This window comes from Caulobacter sp. 05L422, assembly GCF_056397765.1.
The window spans coordinates 59,590-75,757 of record NZ_JBFTOB010000008.1 but is presented as its reverse complement, the minus strand read 5'-3'; the positions used below and the strand labels follow the sequence as shown (position 1 = coordinate 75,757).

The following is a 16,168-nucleotide window of genomic DNA, read 5'->3' as shown; positions in this document are numbered from 1 at the left end:
CGACGATGAGCGCTCACGCCTTGGACATCACGTCCGACCAGGCCGACGCCCTGGAAGTCGCGGTCCGCATTGATCTCGCCGCGGCCTACCGGCTGGTGGCGCTGTTCGGCTGGGATGACCTGGTCTTCACCCACATCTCGGCCCGCGTGCCGGGGCCCGAGCACCACTTCCTGATCAATCCGTACGGCTGGATGTTCGAGGAGATCACCGCCTCGTCGCTGGTCAAGGTCGACCTGCAGGGCAACGTGGTCGGGGAGAGCCGGGAGATGGTCAATCCGGCCGGCTTCACCATCCATTCGGCCATCCACGACGCGCGGAAGGACGCCGGCTGCGTGATGCACCTGCACACCGTGGCCGGGACCGCCGTCTCGTCCCAGGAGGCGGGCCTGCTGCCGCTGAACCAGACCGCGATGCTGCTGAACGGCCGGGTCGCCTATCATGACTTCGAGGGCGTGGCCCTGAACCACGACGAGCGCCCGCGCCTGGTGGCCGACCTTGGCGACAAGACCGCCATGATCCTGCGCAACCACGGCACCCTGGTGACCGGCCGTTCGGTCGCCGAGGCGTTCACGACCATGTATTTCCTCGAGCGCTCCTGCGAGATGCAGGTGGCGGCCCAGGCGGGCGGTCCGCTGCGCATTCCCCAAGGCGACGTCCAGGACGTTGTCGAGCAGCAGTCGCAGGGGTTGAGCGTGGTGGCGGACAAGCTGGTCTGGCCGGGTCTGCTGCGCCGTCTGGATCGCCAGAACCCCGGCTACGCCGCCTGATGCGACCCGACGATTGGCGGCCTGGGTGAGCCGCCTATTGGATCGGGCCTGGGCGCAATGGACGCTTCTGGTCGTCGTGACCGCGGTGGTGGTGGTGGGGCTGAAGGCGCTGCACGCGCCCGCCGCCCTGCTGCTGGGACCGCTGGCCGTGGGCATCGCGTTCGGGGTGAGCGGCGCGACGATCCGGCCGCCGCCGCTGCTGCGGGTCGCCGGCTCGACCTTGATCGGCTGCCTGGTGGCCGTGGCGCTGGGGTCAGCCATGGGACCGGCCTTGCTGGGACGCCTTCCGGCCTTCCTCTATATCGGCCTGTCGACTCTCGGCCTCAGCCTGGGGCTCGGCTGGCTGCTGGCGAGGGCAGGGTGGTTCGAGGGTTCCACGGCCGTCTGGGGCCTGTCGCCGGGCGGCTCGGCCAGCATGATCGCCTTGGCGCAGGAGACCGGCGCCGACGCTCGGATCGTCGCCCTGATGCAGTATTTCCGGGTGCTGCTGGTGGCGAGCTCGGCCATCGCCCTGGCCCACCTGGCCGCGCCGCTGCCTTCGGGTCATCCGCACAACGTGGGTTGGCTGCCGCCTCTGGATTTCCTGGGTCTGCTGGGCGCGCTCGTCCTCTGCGTGGGCGGCGGGGTGCTGGCCAAGGTCCTGAAGTTTCCGGCCGGCGTCTTCCTGATCCCGGGCCTGACCGGCGCCGCCCTGCTGGCGACGGGCTGGTTCCGTCTGCAGGTTCCCCCGGTCCTGGCCGCCCTGGCCTATGCGGTGGTCGGCTGGACGATCGGCCTCAGCTTCACGCGGCCGACCCTGCTGCACAGCGCGCGCGCCCTGCCCAGGATCGTCGGCTCGGCCCTGGCGCTGATCGTCGTCTGCGCGGCGTCCGGTCTGCTGGTCAGTTGGGCCTGCGATGTCGACCTGCTGACCGGCTATCTGGCCACCAGCCCCGGCGGCGTGGACTCCATCCTAATCATCGCCGCCTCGACGCCGGTGGATCTACCGTTCATCCTGTCCGCCCAGGTGGTGCGCATCATCCTGGTGCTGCTGCTGGGGCCCTACGCCGTGGGGTTCCTGGCGCGGCGTACTTGAAAAATCCGTTCGGCGATCAGCGCCGGCAGTCTTGGAGGGAAGCCCATGGCCTACGGCGACTATCAGAACGAGATTTATTTCAAGGGCCTGCACGGCGTGAAGCCGACCTGGCCCGTGGATTTCGCGACGCTGGAGCAGCGGGCCGCCGCGGCCCTGCCGCCGTCGGTGCTGTCCTATGTCCAGGGCGGCTGCGGCGACGAGTTCACCCAGAACCATAACGCCCACGCGTTCCGGCACTGGGGGCTGGTCCCCCGCATGATGGTCGACTGCACGCGCCGCGACCTGTCGGTGAACCTGTTCGGACTGACGCTGCCCACGCCGCTGTTCATGGCGCCGATCGGCGTGATCGGCCTGTGCACCCAGGACGGCCACGGCGACATCGCCACGGCCCAGGCGGCCGCCGCCACCGGCGTGCCGATGGTCGCCTCGACCCTGACCAACGATCCGATGGAAGACGTCACCGCCGCCATGGGCGATACGCCCGGCTTCTTCCAGCTCTATACGCCCAAGGACAAGGGCGTGGCCGAAAGCCTGGTGCGCCGCGCCGAGGCGGCCGGGTTCAAGGGCATCGTCGTGACCCTGGACACCTGGATCACCGGCTGGCGGCCGCGCGACCTCAACGACGCCAACTTCCCGCAGCTGCGCGGCCACGTCCTGGCCAACTACTTCTCCGACCCGGCGTTCCGCGCGCTGCTGGCCAAGCCGCCGGAAGAGGACCTGCCGACCGCCGTGATGACCTGGGCCCAGACCTTCGGCAAGCCGCTGACCTGGGCCGACCTGCCGTGGCTGCGTTCGCTGACCAAGCTGCCGCTGATCCTCAAGGGCATCTGCCATCCGGACGACGCCCGACGGGCGATCGACGGCGGCGTGGACGGGATCTACTGCTCCAACCACGGCGGTCGCCAGGCCAATGGCGGCGTGGCGGCGATCGACCTGCTGCCGGGGGTGGTCGAGGCCAGCGGCAAGACGCCGGTGCTGTTCGACTCCGGCGTCCGCTCGGGCAGCGACGTGGTCAAGGCGCTGGCCCTGGGCGCGACGGCGGTCGGGGTCGGACGGCCCTATGCCTATGGCGCGGCCCTCGGCGGCGCGGCGGGCGTCACCCATGTCCTGCGCAGCATCCTGGCCGAGGCCGACCTGCTGATGGCCGTCGACGGCTATCCGACCATCGCCGATCTGAAGGCCGCCGGGCTGGTCCGCGTGGCCTGAACGGCGGGGAGGGCGCGCCGGACCGGGCTTCGACGATCCGGCGCGGTAGAGATGGGCGGCTAGAAGCGGTAGGCGACCGCGACGGCGGCCGAGAACTGGTCGGCCGAGCCCTCGGTCTTGACGATCGGGCTGTCGGCGAAATTGCTCATCAGGCGCTTGTAGCTGCCCAGCAGTTGCAGGTCCCACTTGTCGGTCAGGGCGTAGCCGACCTTGGCCGACAGCCCGACATCGCGGACGCCGGCCTTGAGGTTGTAGCCCGGCAGGCCGCTGCGCACCGCGTCGGCGGCGCTGACGCCGAAATAGGTCTGGGCGTACTTCTTGTCGACATAGCTGACCTTGACTCCGCCGCCCACGGTCCAGCGCTTGTCGATGCGCTTGCCGTAGGTCAGCCCCAGGGCCGCCACCGCGCCGTCCGAGGTGTTGGAAGTGTCGGTCAGGTAGCTGGCCTGGAAGCTCAGTTCGTCGTTCTCGGCCAGGATGTCGGGGCGGCTGTATGCGATGAAGCCGCCCGCCTCGAAGGCGTCGTCGATCTCGGCCATCCGGCCCACGCGGACGCTTTTGACGTCGTCCTTGCGGCCGCTCTCGATGTCCATCATCGGCCCGAAGGCCCAGCCCTTGATCGACGAGACGTTTAGCCGGAGCTGCTCGCCCTGAAAGTCGAGATAGTAGGCGCCGTAGTAGATGCGGCCGGCCACGTAGGGCGTGGCCTCCAGGTCGTCGGAGCCCATGTAGTCGGGACGCGCGCCGGCCCCCGCCGCGACGATGCCGGACCATGCCCGCTCCTGGGCCTCGGCGCCCACCGGTATGGCCAGGGCGGGCAGCAACAGCAGCAGCGGATTGAGGGGGAGAAATTGCATCGAGAACTCCTTGGATGCGGGGCGGCACATGCCGGCGATCGGCCGATGACGCCACGGCTCAGCTCAAATTGGATGCAAACGTGGCTATTTATGGATGCCACAAATCGCGGCGACGCTTGATTGGAGCCGTGAGCTCGCCGATCGGCGGAAAACTCGAGGAAATTCAGGGGCTGACCGGAGAGGGCTTGTCGCCACATCATCCAGTGCATCAATTGATTGCATCCAATTTATTGACCCGTGCAATCCAATCCTTCTATGGTTCGATGCCCGGGTCCGCCCGAGGACAAAACAAAAAAGGGGAGGATGCGTGATGACGACCAGTCGAAGGATTCTGGCGTGCGGCGCCGCGATGGCGGCCTTGGCCAGCGCCGGCCAGGCGATGGCCCAGACCGCGCCGGCGGCGGCCGCGACGACGCCGGAAGCCGTTTCGCTCGACGAGATCGTCGTCACCGCGCAACGGCGCAGCGAGCGCCTGCAGGACGTGCCGGTGACGGTGACGGCCTTCGGCGCGGAGGAAGTGCGCCAGGCCCGGATCCGCGAGATCGACGACGTGGCCACCCGGACGCCCGGCCTGAACTTCGACGCCTTCCCGGCCTCGCAGCCGCGCATCGCCATTCGCGGCATCGGCTCGTCCGATCGCGGCGCGGCGGGCGATCCCAGCTCGGCGGTGTTCCTGGACGAAATCTATCTGGGCCGTCCGGCCGCGGTGGCCTTCGACGCCTTCGACGTCTCGCGCATCGAGGTGCTGAAGGGCCCGCAGGGCACGCTCTATGGCCGCAACGTCGTGGGCGGCGCGATCAATGTCGTCACCAACCGTCCCGACTTCGACGCGGTCGACGCCGCGGGCGAAGCGACGGCCGGCAACTACGAGCGCTACGAGGCAGCGGGCTACGTCAACGCGCCGTTCGCCGACGGCAGGGCCGCGTTCCGCGCCAGCGGCAGCTGGCGAACCCACGACGGCTACGTCAAGAACACCTTCACCGGCGGCCGGGTCGAGGACCAGGACACCCGCAGCGGACGCCTGCAGCTGGCCGTTCAGCCCAAGGAGTCCCTGCGTCTGCTGGTGACCGTCGACGGCACGCGCGATCGCGGCGCCGGGCCGGGCCAGCACGTGCTGGATCTGGACGACACCGATCCGCTGTCGGCCTTCTGGACCATCGACCGCGACCGCAAGCACACGGCCGGTTCGACGGACGGCTACCAGAACCGCGACACCTGGGGTGTGCGCGGCCAGATGGACTGGGACCTGTCGTTCGCCACCCTGACCTATCTGGGGGCCTATCGGGACCTGGACTATCACGTCGCCTACGACTTCGACGGCGGCAACCCCAGCACCAACTTCATCGACATCTCGGGCGGCAACGACGAGGACAGCCACTTCTCCAGCCACGAAGTCCGGCTGAGCGCCTTGCCCGACAGCCGCATCCAGTGGGTCGCGGGCTTCTACAAGTACGACAGCAAGACCCTGCGCGACGACATCCTGGCCTTGGACATCGGCGGCCAGGGCGCCGAGATCTACGCTCAGGACGCCAAGCTCGACAGCTACGCGGTGTTCGGCGACGTCACCGTGCCGGTCGGCGACAAGCTCTCGCTGATCGGCGGCCTGCGCTATTCCAAGGACAAGAAGGACTACCGGGTCTCCAACACCGAGGGCGACTCGGTGTTCCGCGCCGACGACTTCTTCGACGTCAGCGTTTCGGGGACCTATGACGCGGTGACCTATCGCGCCGGGGCCAACTACCACCCGGCCGAGGACCAGCTCTACTACGTGATGGTCTCCAAGGGCTTCAAGAGCGGCGGTTTCCAGGACACGCCCAGCTCGGCCGAGGACGCCGCCCAGGGCTTCGAGCCGGAATACGCCACCCAGTACGAGGTGGGCCAGAAGAGCACGTTCCTGAACGGCGCCCTGACCTGGAACAACACGCTCTACGTGATGAAGTACAGCGACCTGCAGACCAAGCGCACGGACGGCCTGAACATCATCACCGACAACGCCGGCAAGGCGACGATCAAGGGCTACGAGACCTATCTCAGCTGGCGGCCGTTCGCCCACGCCCGCCTGGTGGCCAGCTACGGCTACACCGACGCGCGCTTCGACGAGTTCGAGCCGGAGCCGGGCGTCGACTACGCCGGCAACCGGATTTCGCGCACGCCCAAGCACAAGGTGGTGCTGTCGCCGTCCTACGACCTGTCGCTGGGCGAGCGGGGCGAACTGCGGTTCGCCGTCGACTACCGCTACGAGAGCCACATCTACGACGACAACTCCAACACCGGTCCCGAGCAGCGGCCGGCGACCAACTTCTTCGACGGCCGCATCGTCTACAGCGCGCCCTCGGACAAGCTGGCCCTGTCGCTGTGGGGCAAGAACCTGAGCAATGAAGTGACCCGCACCTATCAGGGCACGTTCCTGGGGGCGAACTTCGGCGCCTACAATCCTCCCCGGACCTTCGGCGTCACCTTGAGCGTCAAGATGTAGGCGCGTTCGGGCGGTCGGCTCCGGGGGGCGCCGACCGCCCGCTTTTCACATGATTTCGTTCGCCACCGCGGGGGGCCTCGATCCCCCAAATCCGCGCCGTAGGGCTCGATCAGGTCAGCCAGTAGCGGTCGCCCCGCGCCACGAAGCCTTCGCGGATCAGGCGCCAGAGGTTTGTCGCCAGTTTGGAAAGCATGATCGCGACCTCCCTGCGAAGGCCTCACGCTGGGTGATGAAGGGGATGGTGGCAAACCCGGCCTCGGCGCGGCGTGGAAGCGGGGCGAGAACGGCGCGCGATGCGGCGCCCGCAGGCCCTGGGGCCTGCTTTTTTAGCAGATCGGCGTGGTGGAGGGCGCGCCGACGACCTGCTGTCGGTATTACGATTGCGACAACTCGTAATATGTCGAACGCTGCCTTCAGCGAATTTGGAGGGAGCCCGCTCATGACTGTCTTGTTCACCCGCAAGCGTTTCATCGCGGCCATGGCCGCGTCTTGCCTGGCCCTGGCCTCGTGCGGGCCCAAGCCCGCCGAGAAGGCGGAAACCGCTCCGGCGGCCGCTCCGGCGAAGACCAGCTACAAGATCGGCTGGACGATCTACGCCGGCTGGATGCCGTGGGCCTACGCCCAGCAGTCGGGCATCGTGAAGAAGTGGGCCGACAAGTACGGCGTCGAGATCGAGCTGGTGCAGATCAACGACTACGTGGAGTCCCTCAACCAGTTCTCGGCCGGCAAGCTGGACGGCGTCACCGCCACCAACATGGACGCCCTGACCGTCCCGGCCGCCGCCGGCAAGGACACCACCGTCCTGATGATCGGCGACTATTCCAACGGCAATGACGGGGTGATCCTGAAGAACGGCGCGACGCTGGCCGACATCAAGGGCCGACCGGTCAACCTGGTCGAGCTGTCGGTCTCGCACTACCTGCTGGCCCGGGCGCTGGAGACGGCGGGCCTGAAGATGCCCGACATCAAGACGGTCAACACCTCCGACGCCGACATCGTGGCCGCCTACAGCGCGGCCGACACCAAGGCCCTGGTGACCTGGAACCCGCAGCTGTCGGAAGTGAAGAAGATGCCGGGCGCGACCCTGGTGTTCGACAGCTCCAAGATCCCGGGCGAGATCCTCGACGGCCTGATGGTCAGCACCGACGAGCTGAAGGCCAACCCCAACCTCGGCAAGGCCCTGACCGGCATCTGGTACGAGACCATGGCCCTGACCGTGGCCCAGACCCCGGAGGGCAAGGCCGCCCGCGAGGCGATGGCCAAGGCGTCGGGTTCGGACCTGGCCGGCTTCGAGAGCCAGCTGAAGACGACCTACCTCTACGCCGACCCCAAGGCCGCCCTGGCCGCGACGGTCAGCCCGGACCTGGTCACCGCCAACGACCGCGTTCGCAAGTTCAGCTTCAGCATGGGCCTGTTCGGCCAAGGGGCGAAGTCGGTGGACGACATCGGCATCAGCTTCCCCAATGGCAAGACGCTGGGCGATCCGGCCAATGTGAAGCTGCGCTTCGATCCGACCTATGTGCAGCAGGCGGCGGACGGCAAGCTGTAGCCTGACACCAAACCGCTCCGTCCCGATCCGGGGCGGAGCGGTCCCCGTCACGACAAGGATCCGATCCGCTTCATGCGCCGCTTGTTGAACGTCAGACCGAGGGGCGGCCTCAGCGTCCTGCTGGGCCTGCTGCCGCTGCTGGCGGTGGCGCTGGTCTATCTGATGGCCTCCCAGGCCCGCCACGCCGAGAACCCGCGCGACAAGCTGCTGCCAACCCCGACCGCCATGGTCGAGGCGGTGCAGATGATGGCCAGCGTCGACCCGCTGACCGGCGACGCGCCGCTGGTGGTCGACACCGTCGCCAGCCTCCAGCGGATCGGGACCGCCCTGGCTATCTCGACCACGCTCGCCTTGGTGCTGGGTCTCAGCCTGGGTCTGCTGCCCATGCTGAGGGCCAAGTTCGGGCCGCTGGTGGCGGCCGTAGCCGTGGTGCCGCCGATCGCGGTGCTGCCGATCCTGTTCATCGTCTTCGGCCTGGGCGAGACCGCGAAGATCGCCCTGATCGTGATCGGCATCACCCCGGTCATGGTCCGCGACCTGGCCGCACAGGTCGGCGCCATTCCCGAGGAGCAGCTGGTCAAGGCCCAGACCCTGGGCGCCAGCACCTGGCAGTTGGCCCTGCGCGTGGCGCTGCCCCAGGCCATGCCCCGGCTGATCGACAGCCTGCGCCTGTCGCTGTGCCCGGCCTGGGTCTATCTGATCTCGGCCGAGGCCATCGCCGCCGATGTGGGCCTGGGCTACCGGATCTTCCTGGTCCGCCGCTATCTGTCGATGGACATCATCCTGCCCTATGTCGTCTGGATTTCGATCCTGGCCGTGGCCATGGACGTGGCGCTGAAGCTGGTCAGCCGCCGCTTCTACCCCTGGGCCCATCCGGTGCGGGGGCGTTGAGATGGACTTGCTGACCTTCCGCAACGTCTGGGTGGAGTACGGCGACAAGGTCGTGCTCGAGAACGTCGACCTGTCGATCAAGCAGGGCAGTTTCGTCTCGATCGTCGGGCCGTCCGGCGCCGGCAAGAGCACCTTCCTGCGCCTGGCCCTGGGCCAGGAGGCGCCGAGCAAGGGCGCGATCGACCTGGACGGCCGCAAGCTGCGCGCCGAGCCGGGTCCGGACCGGGGCGTGGTGTTCCAGAAGTATTCGGTGTTCCCGCACCTCAGCGCCCGCGACAACGTGGTGTTCGGCCTGGACTGCGCGGGCTCGATGTTCCGCGGTAGGCTGTCGGGTGCCAAGCGTCGGGCGGCCGAGGAGCAGGCGAACGCCATGCTGGCCGCGGTCGGCCTCGGCGACAGCGGCGACGTCTATCCGGCCCAGATGTCGGGCGGCATGCAGCAGCGCCTGGCCATCGCCCAGGCCCTGATCAAGAAGCCGCGCATCCTGTTGCTGGACGAGCCGTTCGGCGCGTTGGACCCGGGCGTGCGCCTGGACATGCACGAGCTGATCACCGGCCTTTGGCGCGAGCATGGCCTGACCATCATGATGGTCACCCACGACATCAAGGAGGCCTTCAAGCTGGGCACCCGCGTCCTGGCCTTCGACAAGCGCCGCCGCGATCCGCAGGCGCCGCACCGCTACGGCTCGACGGCGGTCTACGACTTCCCGTTGGACAAGCCCGGCGCTGTAGGGCCGGAGGCGCTGGCGGGGCTAGGCGGCTAGGCGACCTGGGCGCTGGCGGCGATCAGCTCGGCCTCGAACTGCGGATTGGCCGGCAGCTCCAGAAGCTTGTGGGGCTCGTTGCGGTCTTCCGCCGTCTTCAGATAGCGGGCGCCCGTGCGGCTGGTCAGGGCCTCGACCTTCACCTCGACGCCGTCGCGCACCACGAAGAACCGCCGCTGGCCGGCGTCCAACAGCTTGATCGCTTGCCGGATCGTCAGCGCCCAGGGCTCCGGCGAGTCGCCGCCGATATGGCTGATCCGCTCGTAGGTGGTGTGACGTCCGTTCTGGGCGATCCAGGTGATTTCGGCGGTTTTGGCCATCGTATTTCCGAGTCCGGGCAGGGCGCGCGGCGAGACCCGGCCAGGCGAAGGTCGCGGGGCCGGAACGTCGAAACGATTGTCTGCTGATGCGAAGGCGCCGAGGTCAGCGCGTGGGCGACCATAGCAGACTCTCGCGATTCCCGGGGAAAAATGCGTCGAAAGGGCCGTCAGGGCCCTCGGTCAGCCCGCCAGCGAGGCGATATAGGCCCGCCAGCCGCCCAGTTCGGTGATGTCCGTCGCGCCGTTCAGGGCGCGGGGTTCGGCGACGAAGCCCTTCACCGACGTCCCGTCTTCCAAGGTCACCGTGCCGATCGCCAGGGGCGCGGGGACCTCGGCGGTGAAGCTGCCGAAGGCCTCGAAATCCAGCTCGTAGACCTCGACCAGGATCGAGCTTCCGCCGTCGCCGACATGGATCAAAGCCGGCTTGGGCGGGGTGGTCTCGGCCATGGCGTAGAGCTTGTAGGCCGGGGCGGTCCTGGTCGCCGCAACCAGCCGGGCCTCGCGCGAGGTCAACTGCCAGTGCAGCGGCATTCCGGCCAGGTGGGCGCCGACCACGGCCAGCTTCACGCCGGGCTTGCGGGGCGTCAGGTCGAGCGGCGGCGTGTCGGCCATGGGGAAGGTCTCCAGATATCGCTCGGCCAGGGCCAGCAGCATGCGGTCGGCGAAGGCCGGTCCGATCAGGGTGACGCCGAACCCGGTCCCGTTCTCACGGAAGCCGGCGGGGACGGCGAGGGCGCTCATGTCGAGCAGGTTCACGAAATTGGTGTAGAGGCCGAGGTTGGCGTTCAGCGCGATGGGCTCGGCCAGCACTTCCTTCAGGCGGTAGATGGTCGGGGCGGTGGGCAGGAGCATCACGTCCGCCGCCTTCCAGATCGCTTCGGCCGCGCGACGATAGGCCTCCAGGGCGTAGAGGCCCTTGAAGGTCTCGACGCCGGTGACCGCCACGCCGCCCTGGACGATGGCCCGCACGGTCGGGTGGATCGCGCCGGGCGCCTCGCGCAGCTGGTCCTCGACGGCGGCGGTGCGTTCGGCCACCCACGGACCGCTGTAGAGCAGCTTGGCGCAGTCCAGCAGCGGGGCGATGTCGATCTCGACGGGCGTCCCGCCGGCGGCGGTCATGCGGTCGATGGCGGCGGCGTAGAGGGCGGCCGATTGGTCGTCGCCCATGAACAGGCGCTGGTCGGATTTGGGAATGCCGAAGCGGAAGGACCCCTCTGGCGCGGCGGGCGGCGAGGCTGGCGTGCGGCGCGAATAGTCGTCTTCCGCATCGAACGCCGTCAGCACCTCGTCCACCAGCGCCGCCCCCGCCAGGTCGGCCGCGAACACGCTGATGCAGTCCAGCGAGCGGCAGGCGGGAACCAGGCCGCGCGTGCTCCAGCGGCCCTTGGACGGCTTGAGGCCGATCAGGTGGTTGAAGGCGGCCGGCACCCGACCCGAGCCGGCGGTGTCGGTGCCCAGGGCGAAGGCCACCAGGCCCGCCGCCACGGCCACCGCCGAGCCGGAGCTGGAGCCGCCGCTGACATAGGCCTGGTCGAACACGCACAGCGGCGCGCCGTAGGGGCTGCGAACGCCCACCAGGCCGGTGGCGAACTGGTCCAGGTTGGTCTTGCCGATCAGCACCGCTCCGGCGGCGACCAGCCGCTCGACCACGGTCGCCGAACGGTCGGGCACGTAGGCGAAGGCCGGGCAGGCGGCGCTGGTGGGCAGGTCGGCGACGTCGATATTGTCCTTCACCGCGAACGGCACGCCGGCCAGGGCCAGGGTCCCGCCGGCCGCGATCCGGGCGTCCACGGCGCGGGCCTGGGCCAGGACCGTCTCGGCGGGCAGGCGCAGGATCCAGGCCTGGGGCTGGATCTCGTCATAGGCCGCGACCGCGTCGAGCGCGGCTTGGGCGACCTCGACCGCGCTGGCGCCGCCCCCTTCTTTCTGGGCGTTGACGGCCTCGGCGATGGCGGTGACCGACAGGCGCTGGAAGTCGCTCACGCGGCGGCCTCCCCAAGGGCGAGCAAGTCGGGCGCGATGGCCACGATCGGCGCGCCGGCGGCGATGGCCTGGGCCGGCTGGGCGTAGACGGCCGTGACCACGCCGGCCGTCGGGCTGTTGACGTCGCATTCGGCCTTCATGGCTTCGATCACGGCGATCACCGCTCCGGCTTCGACCCGCTGGCCGGGCTCGACCAGCACCTTCCAGACATTGCCGCCCAACGGAGCCTCGACCAGGTCGCTGCCGTCGGGGACCGTGACAGCCGCCGCCTCGCCGTCATCGTCGACCACGCTGGACAGGGCCTCGACCCGCGCGAACTCGCCCTTGGCCTCCCAGTCGGCGCGCTCGGCGTCGAAGGCGGCCTGGCGCGTGGCCTGGAAGGCGGCGATGCCGTCGGCGTTCTGCGCCAGCATCTTGCGATAGTCCGACAGGCGGAAGGTCTCTTCTTCGACGCGGATCTGGCGACGCCCCAGCGGGAAGTCGCGGCGCCACTCGACCAGCTCCTCGGCGCTGACCGGGAAGAAGCGGATCTGGTCGAAGAACCGCAGCAGCCACGGCTTGCCGTCGACGAAGGCGTCGGTCTGGCGCCAGGTGTTCCACACCTGGATGGTCCGCCCGAACAGCTGGTAGCCGCCCGGTCCCTCCATGCCGTAGATGCACATATAGGCGCCGCCTATGCCCACGACGTTGGGCGGGGTCCAGGTGCGGGCCGGGTTGTACTTGGTGGTCACCAGCCGGTGGCGCGGGTCGACCGGGGTGGCGACCGGCGCGCCCAGATAGACGTCGCCCAGGCCCATCACCAGGTAGCGGGCGTCGAAGACGATGCGCTGGACGTCGTCGATGCTCTCCAGGCCGTTGACCCGCCGGATGAACTCGATGTTGTCCGGGCACCAAGGCGCGTCGTCGCGGACGGCCTGCATGTACTTGTCGATGGTCTGGTAGATCGCGGGATCCTTCCAGCTCAGCGGCAGATGCACGACGCGCGACGGAATCTCGAAATCGTCCAGCCCGCCGAGGCGCTCCTCGGCCGTGGTCAGGGCTGCCAGCAGGTCGGCTTGGGTCAGGCGGCGGCTGTCGTAGTGCACCTGCAGCGAGCGGATGCCGGGGGTCAGATCGATGACGCCGGGCAGGGCCAGGCCCTGCAGGTCCAGGTACAGGGCGTGGATGCGCAGACGCAGTTCCAGGTCCAGCACGATGGGGCCGTATTCGACGAGCAGGTGCTGGTCGCCCTGGCGGCGGTAGGTGACGTGGGGGCGGTGACCTTGTTCCGGCAGCTCGGCCAGGACGGGGCTGTCGAGCGCCTCGGTCGGGGACGGGCCCGGGGTCGCGACAGGGGGCGCGCGCAGCGTCGCAAGCAGCGCTTCCTGCTCGCCCAGCGCCAGGGCCGCCGCCGCGTCGTCCACGACGTCGAACCGCACCGTGTCCCCCGGCGCCAACTGTCCGGCCTTCCAGAGATCCGCCTGGATGATCACGAACGGACAGACGAACCCGCCCAGCGAAGGTCCGTCCGGACCCAGGATGATCGGCATGTCGCCGGTGAAGTCGACGGCCCCGATGGCGTAGGCGTTGTCGTGGATGTTGGACGGGTGCAGCCCGGCCTCGCCGCCGTCGCGACGGGCCCATTCGGGCTTGGGCCCGACCAGCCGCACGCCGGTGCGGTTGGAGTTGTAGTGCACCTTCCAGTCCGTGCCGCCGATCATCGCCACATCCGCCGGGGTGAAGAAGTCCGGCGCGCCGTGCGGGCCGGGCAGGACGCGGATGGTCCATGCCTTGGTCGTGGCGGGGCGCAAGGGAGGCGGCAGGGCCGAGGCCGGGGACAGCGTGTCCCCGACAGCCAGTCGCAGCACGTCGCCGGCCGTCAGGTTGCGCCCGGCATGGCCGCCGAAGCCGCCCAGGGTGAAGGTCGAGCGGCTGCCCAGATAGACCGGCACGTCCAGCCCGCCCTGGAACAGCAGGTAGCCGCGCAGGCCCGCGCCGACCACGCGGCCGATCTTCAGGGTCTGGCCGGCGGAGACGGCGATCGGGGCGTAGGCCTCGACCGGCGCGCCGTCGAGCTTGGCGTCGAACGCCGCGCCGGTCAGGCACACTATGGCGGCGCGGTTGAACTTCAGCGTCGGGCCGAGGGCGGTGATCTCCAGCCCCGCGGCGTCCTCGCCGTTGCCCAGCAGGCGGTTGCCCAGTCGGAAGGCGAAGGCGTCCATCGGGCCGGACGGCGGCACGCCGACGTCCCAATAGCCCTGGCGGCCGGGCCAGTCCTGAACGGTGGTGGCCGGACCGCCGCTGAGCACCTGGATGGTGTCTGGCCGCCAGCTCACGCTCTCCAGCGCCCGGGTCGAAACCTCGCCGCTGACGAAGGCTTCGGAGCGGACGACGGTGCGCAGCCAGTCGAGATTGGTCTCCAGTCCTGCTAGCCGCGTCCCGTCGAGCGCTGCCTGCAGGGCCGCGACCGCCGCCGGGCGGTCGGCCGCCGTGACGATCAGCTTGGCCAGCAGCGGGTCGTAGAAGGCGCTGACCTCGGTCCCGTCCACCACCCAGCCGTCGGCCCGGACGCCGTCGGGAAACGACACTTGGGTCAGCACGCCGGAACTGGGTCGATAGTCCTGGGCCGGGTCCTCGGCATAGAGCCGCACCTGGATCGACGCGCCCTTCGGCTCGGGCGGTGGGGCGTCGAGGAAGGCGAAGTCGCCTGCCGCGCCGCGCACCATCCACTCGACCAGGTCCACGCTCGTCACCTGCTCGGTGACGCCGTGCTCGACCTGCAGCCGGGTGTTGACCTCCAGGAAGAAGAAGTCGTCGCGCTCGGCGTCGTAGAGGAACTCCACCGTGCCGGCCGAGCGGTAGTTCGCCGCCGAGGCCAGGCGGACGGCGGCATCCAGCAGGGCCGCGCGGGTGGCGGCGGGCAGGCCGGGGGCGGGGGTCTCCTCGACGACCTTCTGGTTGCGCCGCTGCAGCGAGCAGTCGCGCTCGCCCAGGGCCATGACCTTGCCGGCCCCGTCGCCGAACACCTGCACCTCGACGTGGCGGGCCTTGCGCACGTAGCGCTCGAGGAACACGCCGCCGTCGCTGAAATTGCCGGTCGCCAGGCGCTGGACGGCGGCAAAGGCCTCGCTGACCGCCTCGGCCGTCTCGCAGACCCGCATGCCGATGCCGCCACCGCCGGCCGTGGCCTTCAGGATGACGGGGAAGCCGATGCGCTCGGCCGCCTCCAGCGCCGCCGCCGGATCGACCAGCAGGTCCGTGCCGGGCGCCAGCGGCACGCCGTGGGCCTGGGCCAGGTCCCGGGCGGTGTGCTTGAGACCGAAGGCGCGGATGTTGTCGGCGGTCGGGCCGACGAAGGCGATGCCCGCCGCCTCGCAGGCCTCCGCGAAGCCCGCGTTCTCGCTGAGGAAGCCGTAGCCGGGATGGATGGCCTGGGCGCCGGTCGCCTTGGCCGCCGCCAGGATCAGGTCGCCGCGCAGGTAGCTCTCGGCGGCCGGGGCGGGTCCGATCCGCACCGCCTCGTCGGCCAGGCTGACGTGCAGCGAACCGGCGTCGGCGTCGCTGAACACCGCCACCGACTTCACGCCCATGGCCTTGAGCGTGCGGATGATCCGGCAGGCGATGGCGCCGCGGTTGGCGATCAGGACCTTGTCGAACATGGCGGCGCTATTCCGAAACGATCATGCGCACGGGCGTCGGATTGAAGCCGTTGCAGGGGTTGTTGATCTGCGGGCAGTTGGAGACCACGACCACCACGTCCATCTCGGCCCGCAGGTCGACATAGAGGCCCGGCGCCGAGATGCCGTCGACGATGCCCAGGGCCCCGTCGGCCTCGACCGGCACGTTCATGAACCAGTTGACGTTGCTGACCATGTCGCGCTTGCCGCGCCCGTGGCGGGCGTTGGCGGTCAGGAAGTTCTCGACGCAGGCGTGCTGGGCCTTGGTGTGGTGGCCGTAGCGCAGGGTGTTGCTCTCGCACGAGCAGGCCCCGCCGATGGTGTCGTGATAGGCCACGGCCGCGGCGGTGACCGTCATCATCGGCGCGCCCTCGTTGGACAGCAGCACCGAGCCCTCGCGCAGGAAGACGTTGCCCTGGGCGGCGATGGTGTCCTGGGCGCTGTAGCGTTCGGCGTCGTCGGCGGCGCTGTAGGCCAGGAAGTCGACGGCCTGGTTGCCTTCCAGATCGACGATCCGCAAGGTCTGGCCGGCCTTGACCGTGTGCAGCCAGGGCGCGCGGGCGGGCACGACCTCGTCGTGGACGACGGCGCCGGGCAGCGGGGGCGGGGAGTGGGTCATGCGGCC

12 protein-coding genes are annotated in these 16,168 nt (G+C 69.5%); 7 read left to right on the top strand and 5 right to left on the bottom strand.

What is annotated here, in order from left to right; genetic code table 11:
* The first annotated feature begins 5 nt into the window (after positions 1-5).
* The 3 genes from AC1DMQ_RS09590 to AC1DMQ_RS09580 are packed head-to-tail and all read left to right on the top strand — an operon-like array spanning position 6 to position 3,048.
* Positions 6-767, top strand: coding sequence for a class II aldolase/adducin family protein (locus tag AC1DMQ_RS09590; RefSeq protein ID WP_477033329.1), 762 nt, complete (start codon positions 6-8; stop codon positions 765-767).
* Between the two features lie 25 nt (positions 768-792).
* Positions 793-1,842 (top strand): AbrB family transcriptional regulator, encoded by a 1,050-nt coding sequence (locus AC1DMQ_RS09585; RefSeq protein WP_477033328.1) that lies wholly within the window; start codon positions 793-795, stop codon positions 1,840-1,842.
* A gap of 45 nt (positions 1,843-1,887) precedes the next feature.
* Entirely contained in the window at positions 1,888-3,048 is a 1,161-nt protein-coding gene (locus AC1DMQ_RS09580; protein WP_477033327.1) for an alpha-hydroxy-acid oxidizing protein, read from the top strand.
* A 59-nt stretch (positions 3,049-3,107) separates the two neighbouring features.
* Here AC1DMQ_RS09580 and AC1DMQ_RS09575 read toward each other — a convergent pair whose 3' ends face one another.
* On the bottom strand, positions 3,108-3,905 hold the full coding sequence (locus AC1DMQ_RS09575) for a MipA/OmpV family protein (protein ID WP_477033326.1): 798 nt from the start codon (positions 3,903-3,905) through the stop codon (positions 3,108-3,110).
* 310 nt (positions 3,906-4,215) lie between these two features.
* Here AC1DMQ_RS09575 and AC1DMQ_RS09570 point away from each other — a divergent pair, with 310 nt between their 5' ends.
* The 4 genes from AC1DMQ_RS09570 to AC1DMQ_RS09555 all read left to right on the top strand — a co-directional run bounded on the left by AC1DMQ_RS09570 (position 4,216) and on the right by AC1DMQ_RS09555 (position 9,584).
* A complete protein-coding gene (locus AC1DMQ_RS09570; RefSeq protein ID WP_477033325.1) occupies positions 4,216-6,381 on the top strand; it encodes a TonB-dependent receptor in 2,166 nt (721 codons plus the stop codon).
* Between the two features lie 439 nt (positions 6,382-6,820).
* Positions 6,821-7,930: a putative urea ABC transporter substrate-binding protein gene (locus tag AC1DMQ_RS09565; protein ID WP_477033324.1), complete on the top strand. Its 1,110-nt coding sequence runs from the start codon at positions 6,821-6,823 to the stop codon at positions 7,928-7,930.
* Between the two features lie 72 nt (positions 7,931-8,002).
* Complete coding sequence (locus tag AC1DMQ_RS09560; RefSeq protein ID WP_477033323.1) at positions 8,003-8,821, top strand: ABC transporter permease; 819 nt, start codon at positions 8,003-8,005, stop codon at positions 8,819-8,821.
* Between the two features lies 1 nt (position 8,822).
* The gene (locus AC1DMQ_RS09555) at positions 8,823-9,584 is read left to right on the top strand and encodes an ABC transporter ATP-binding protein (protein WP_477033322.1); all 762 of its coding nucleotides are present in this window, start codon (positions 8,823-8,825) and stop codon (positions 9,582-9,584) included.
* On the opposite strand, the gene AC1DMQ_RS09550 is transcribed toward AC1DMQ_RS09555, so the two are convergent.
* The 4 genes from AC1DMQ_RS09550 to AC1DMQ_RS09535 all read right to left on the bottom strand — a co-directional run bounded on the left by AC1DMQ_RS09550 (position 9,581) and on the right by AC1DMQ_RS09535 (position 16,162).
* Positions 9,581-9,904 carry a DUF3892 domain-containing protein gene (locus tag AC1DMQ_RS09550; protein WP_477033321.1) on the bottom strand — a complete coding sequence of 108 codons (324 nt, stop codon included), beginning with the start codon at positions 9,902-9,904 and terminating at the stop codon, positions 9,581-9,583. The two genes, AC1DMQ_RS09555 and AC1DMQ_RS09550, sit on opposite strands and share 4 nt — an antisense overlap.
* Before the next feature lie 180 nt (positions 9,905-10,084).
* Positions 10,085-11,887, bottom strand: a complete 1,803-nt coding sequence (atzF, locus tag AC1DMQ_RS09545) for an allophanate hydrolase (protein WP_477033320.1) — start codon at positions 11,885-11,887, stop codon at positions 10,085-10,087.
* Positions 11,884-15,525, bottom strand: coding sequence for an urea carboxylase (uca, locus tag AC1DMQ_RS09540; protein WP_477033319.1), 3,642 nt, complete (start codon positions 15,523-15,525; stop codon positions 11,884-11,886). The genes atzF and uca overlap by 4 nt, the downstream gene beginning before the upstream one ends.
* A gap of 7 nt (positions 15,526-15,532) precedes the next feature.
* Entirely contained in the window at positions 15,533-16,162 is a 630-nt protein-coding gene (locus AC1DMQ_RS09535) for an urea amidolyase associated protein UAAP2 (protein ID WP_477033318.1), read from the bottom strand.
* Positions 16,163-16,168: the final 6 nt, after the last annotated feature.

Bases quoted from the DNA above. Each gene is read 5' to 3' on its own strand.
- AC1DMQ_RS09590 (WP_477033329.1), top strand. From the start codon at position 6: ATGAGCGCTCACGCCTTGGACATCACGTCCGACCAGGCCGACGCCCTG.
- AC1DMQ_RS09580 (WP_477033327.1), top strand. From the start codon at position 1,888: ATGGCCTACGGCGACTATCAGAACGAGATTTATTTCAAGGGCCTGCAC.
- AC1DMQ_RS09575 (WP_477033326.1), bottom strand. From the start codon at position 3,905: ATGCAATTTCTCCCCCTCAATCCGCTGCTGCTGTTGCTGCCCGCCCTG.
- AC1DMQ_RS09570 (WP_477033325.1), top strand. From the start codon at position 4,216: ATGACGACCAGTCGAAGGATTCTGGCGTGCGGCGCCGCGATGGCGGCC.
- AC1DMQ_RS09565 (WP_477033324.1), top strand. From the start codon at position 6,821: ATGACTGTCTTGTTCACCCGCAAGCGTTTCATCGCGGCCATGGCCGCG.
- AC1DMQ_RS09560 (WP_477033323.1), top strand. From the start codon at position 8,003: ATGCGCCGCTTGTTGAACGTCAGACCGAGGGGCGGCCTCAGCGTCCTG.
- AC1DMQ_RS09555 (WP_477033322.1), top strand. From the start codon at position 8,823: ATGGACTTGCTGACCTTCCGCAACGTCTGGGTGGAGTACGGCGACAAG.
- AC1DMQ_RS09550 (WP_477033321.1), bottom strand. From the start codon at position 9,904: ATGGCCAAAACCGCCGAAATCACCTGGATCGCCCAGAACGGACGTCAC.
- uca (WP_477033319.1), bottom strand. From the start codon at position 15,525: ATGTTCGACAAGGTCCTGATCGCCAACCGCGGCGCCATCGCCTGCCGG.
- AC1DMQ_RS09535 (WP_477033318.1), bottom strand. From the start codon at position 16,162: ATGACCCACTCCCCGCCCCCGCTGCCCGGCGCCGTCGTCCACGACGAG.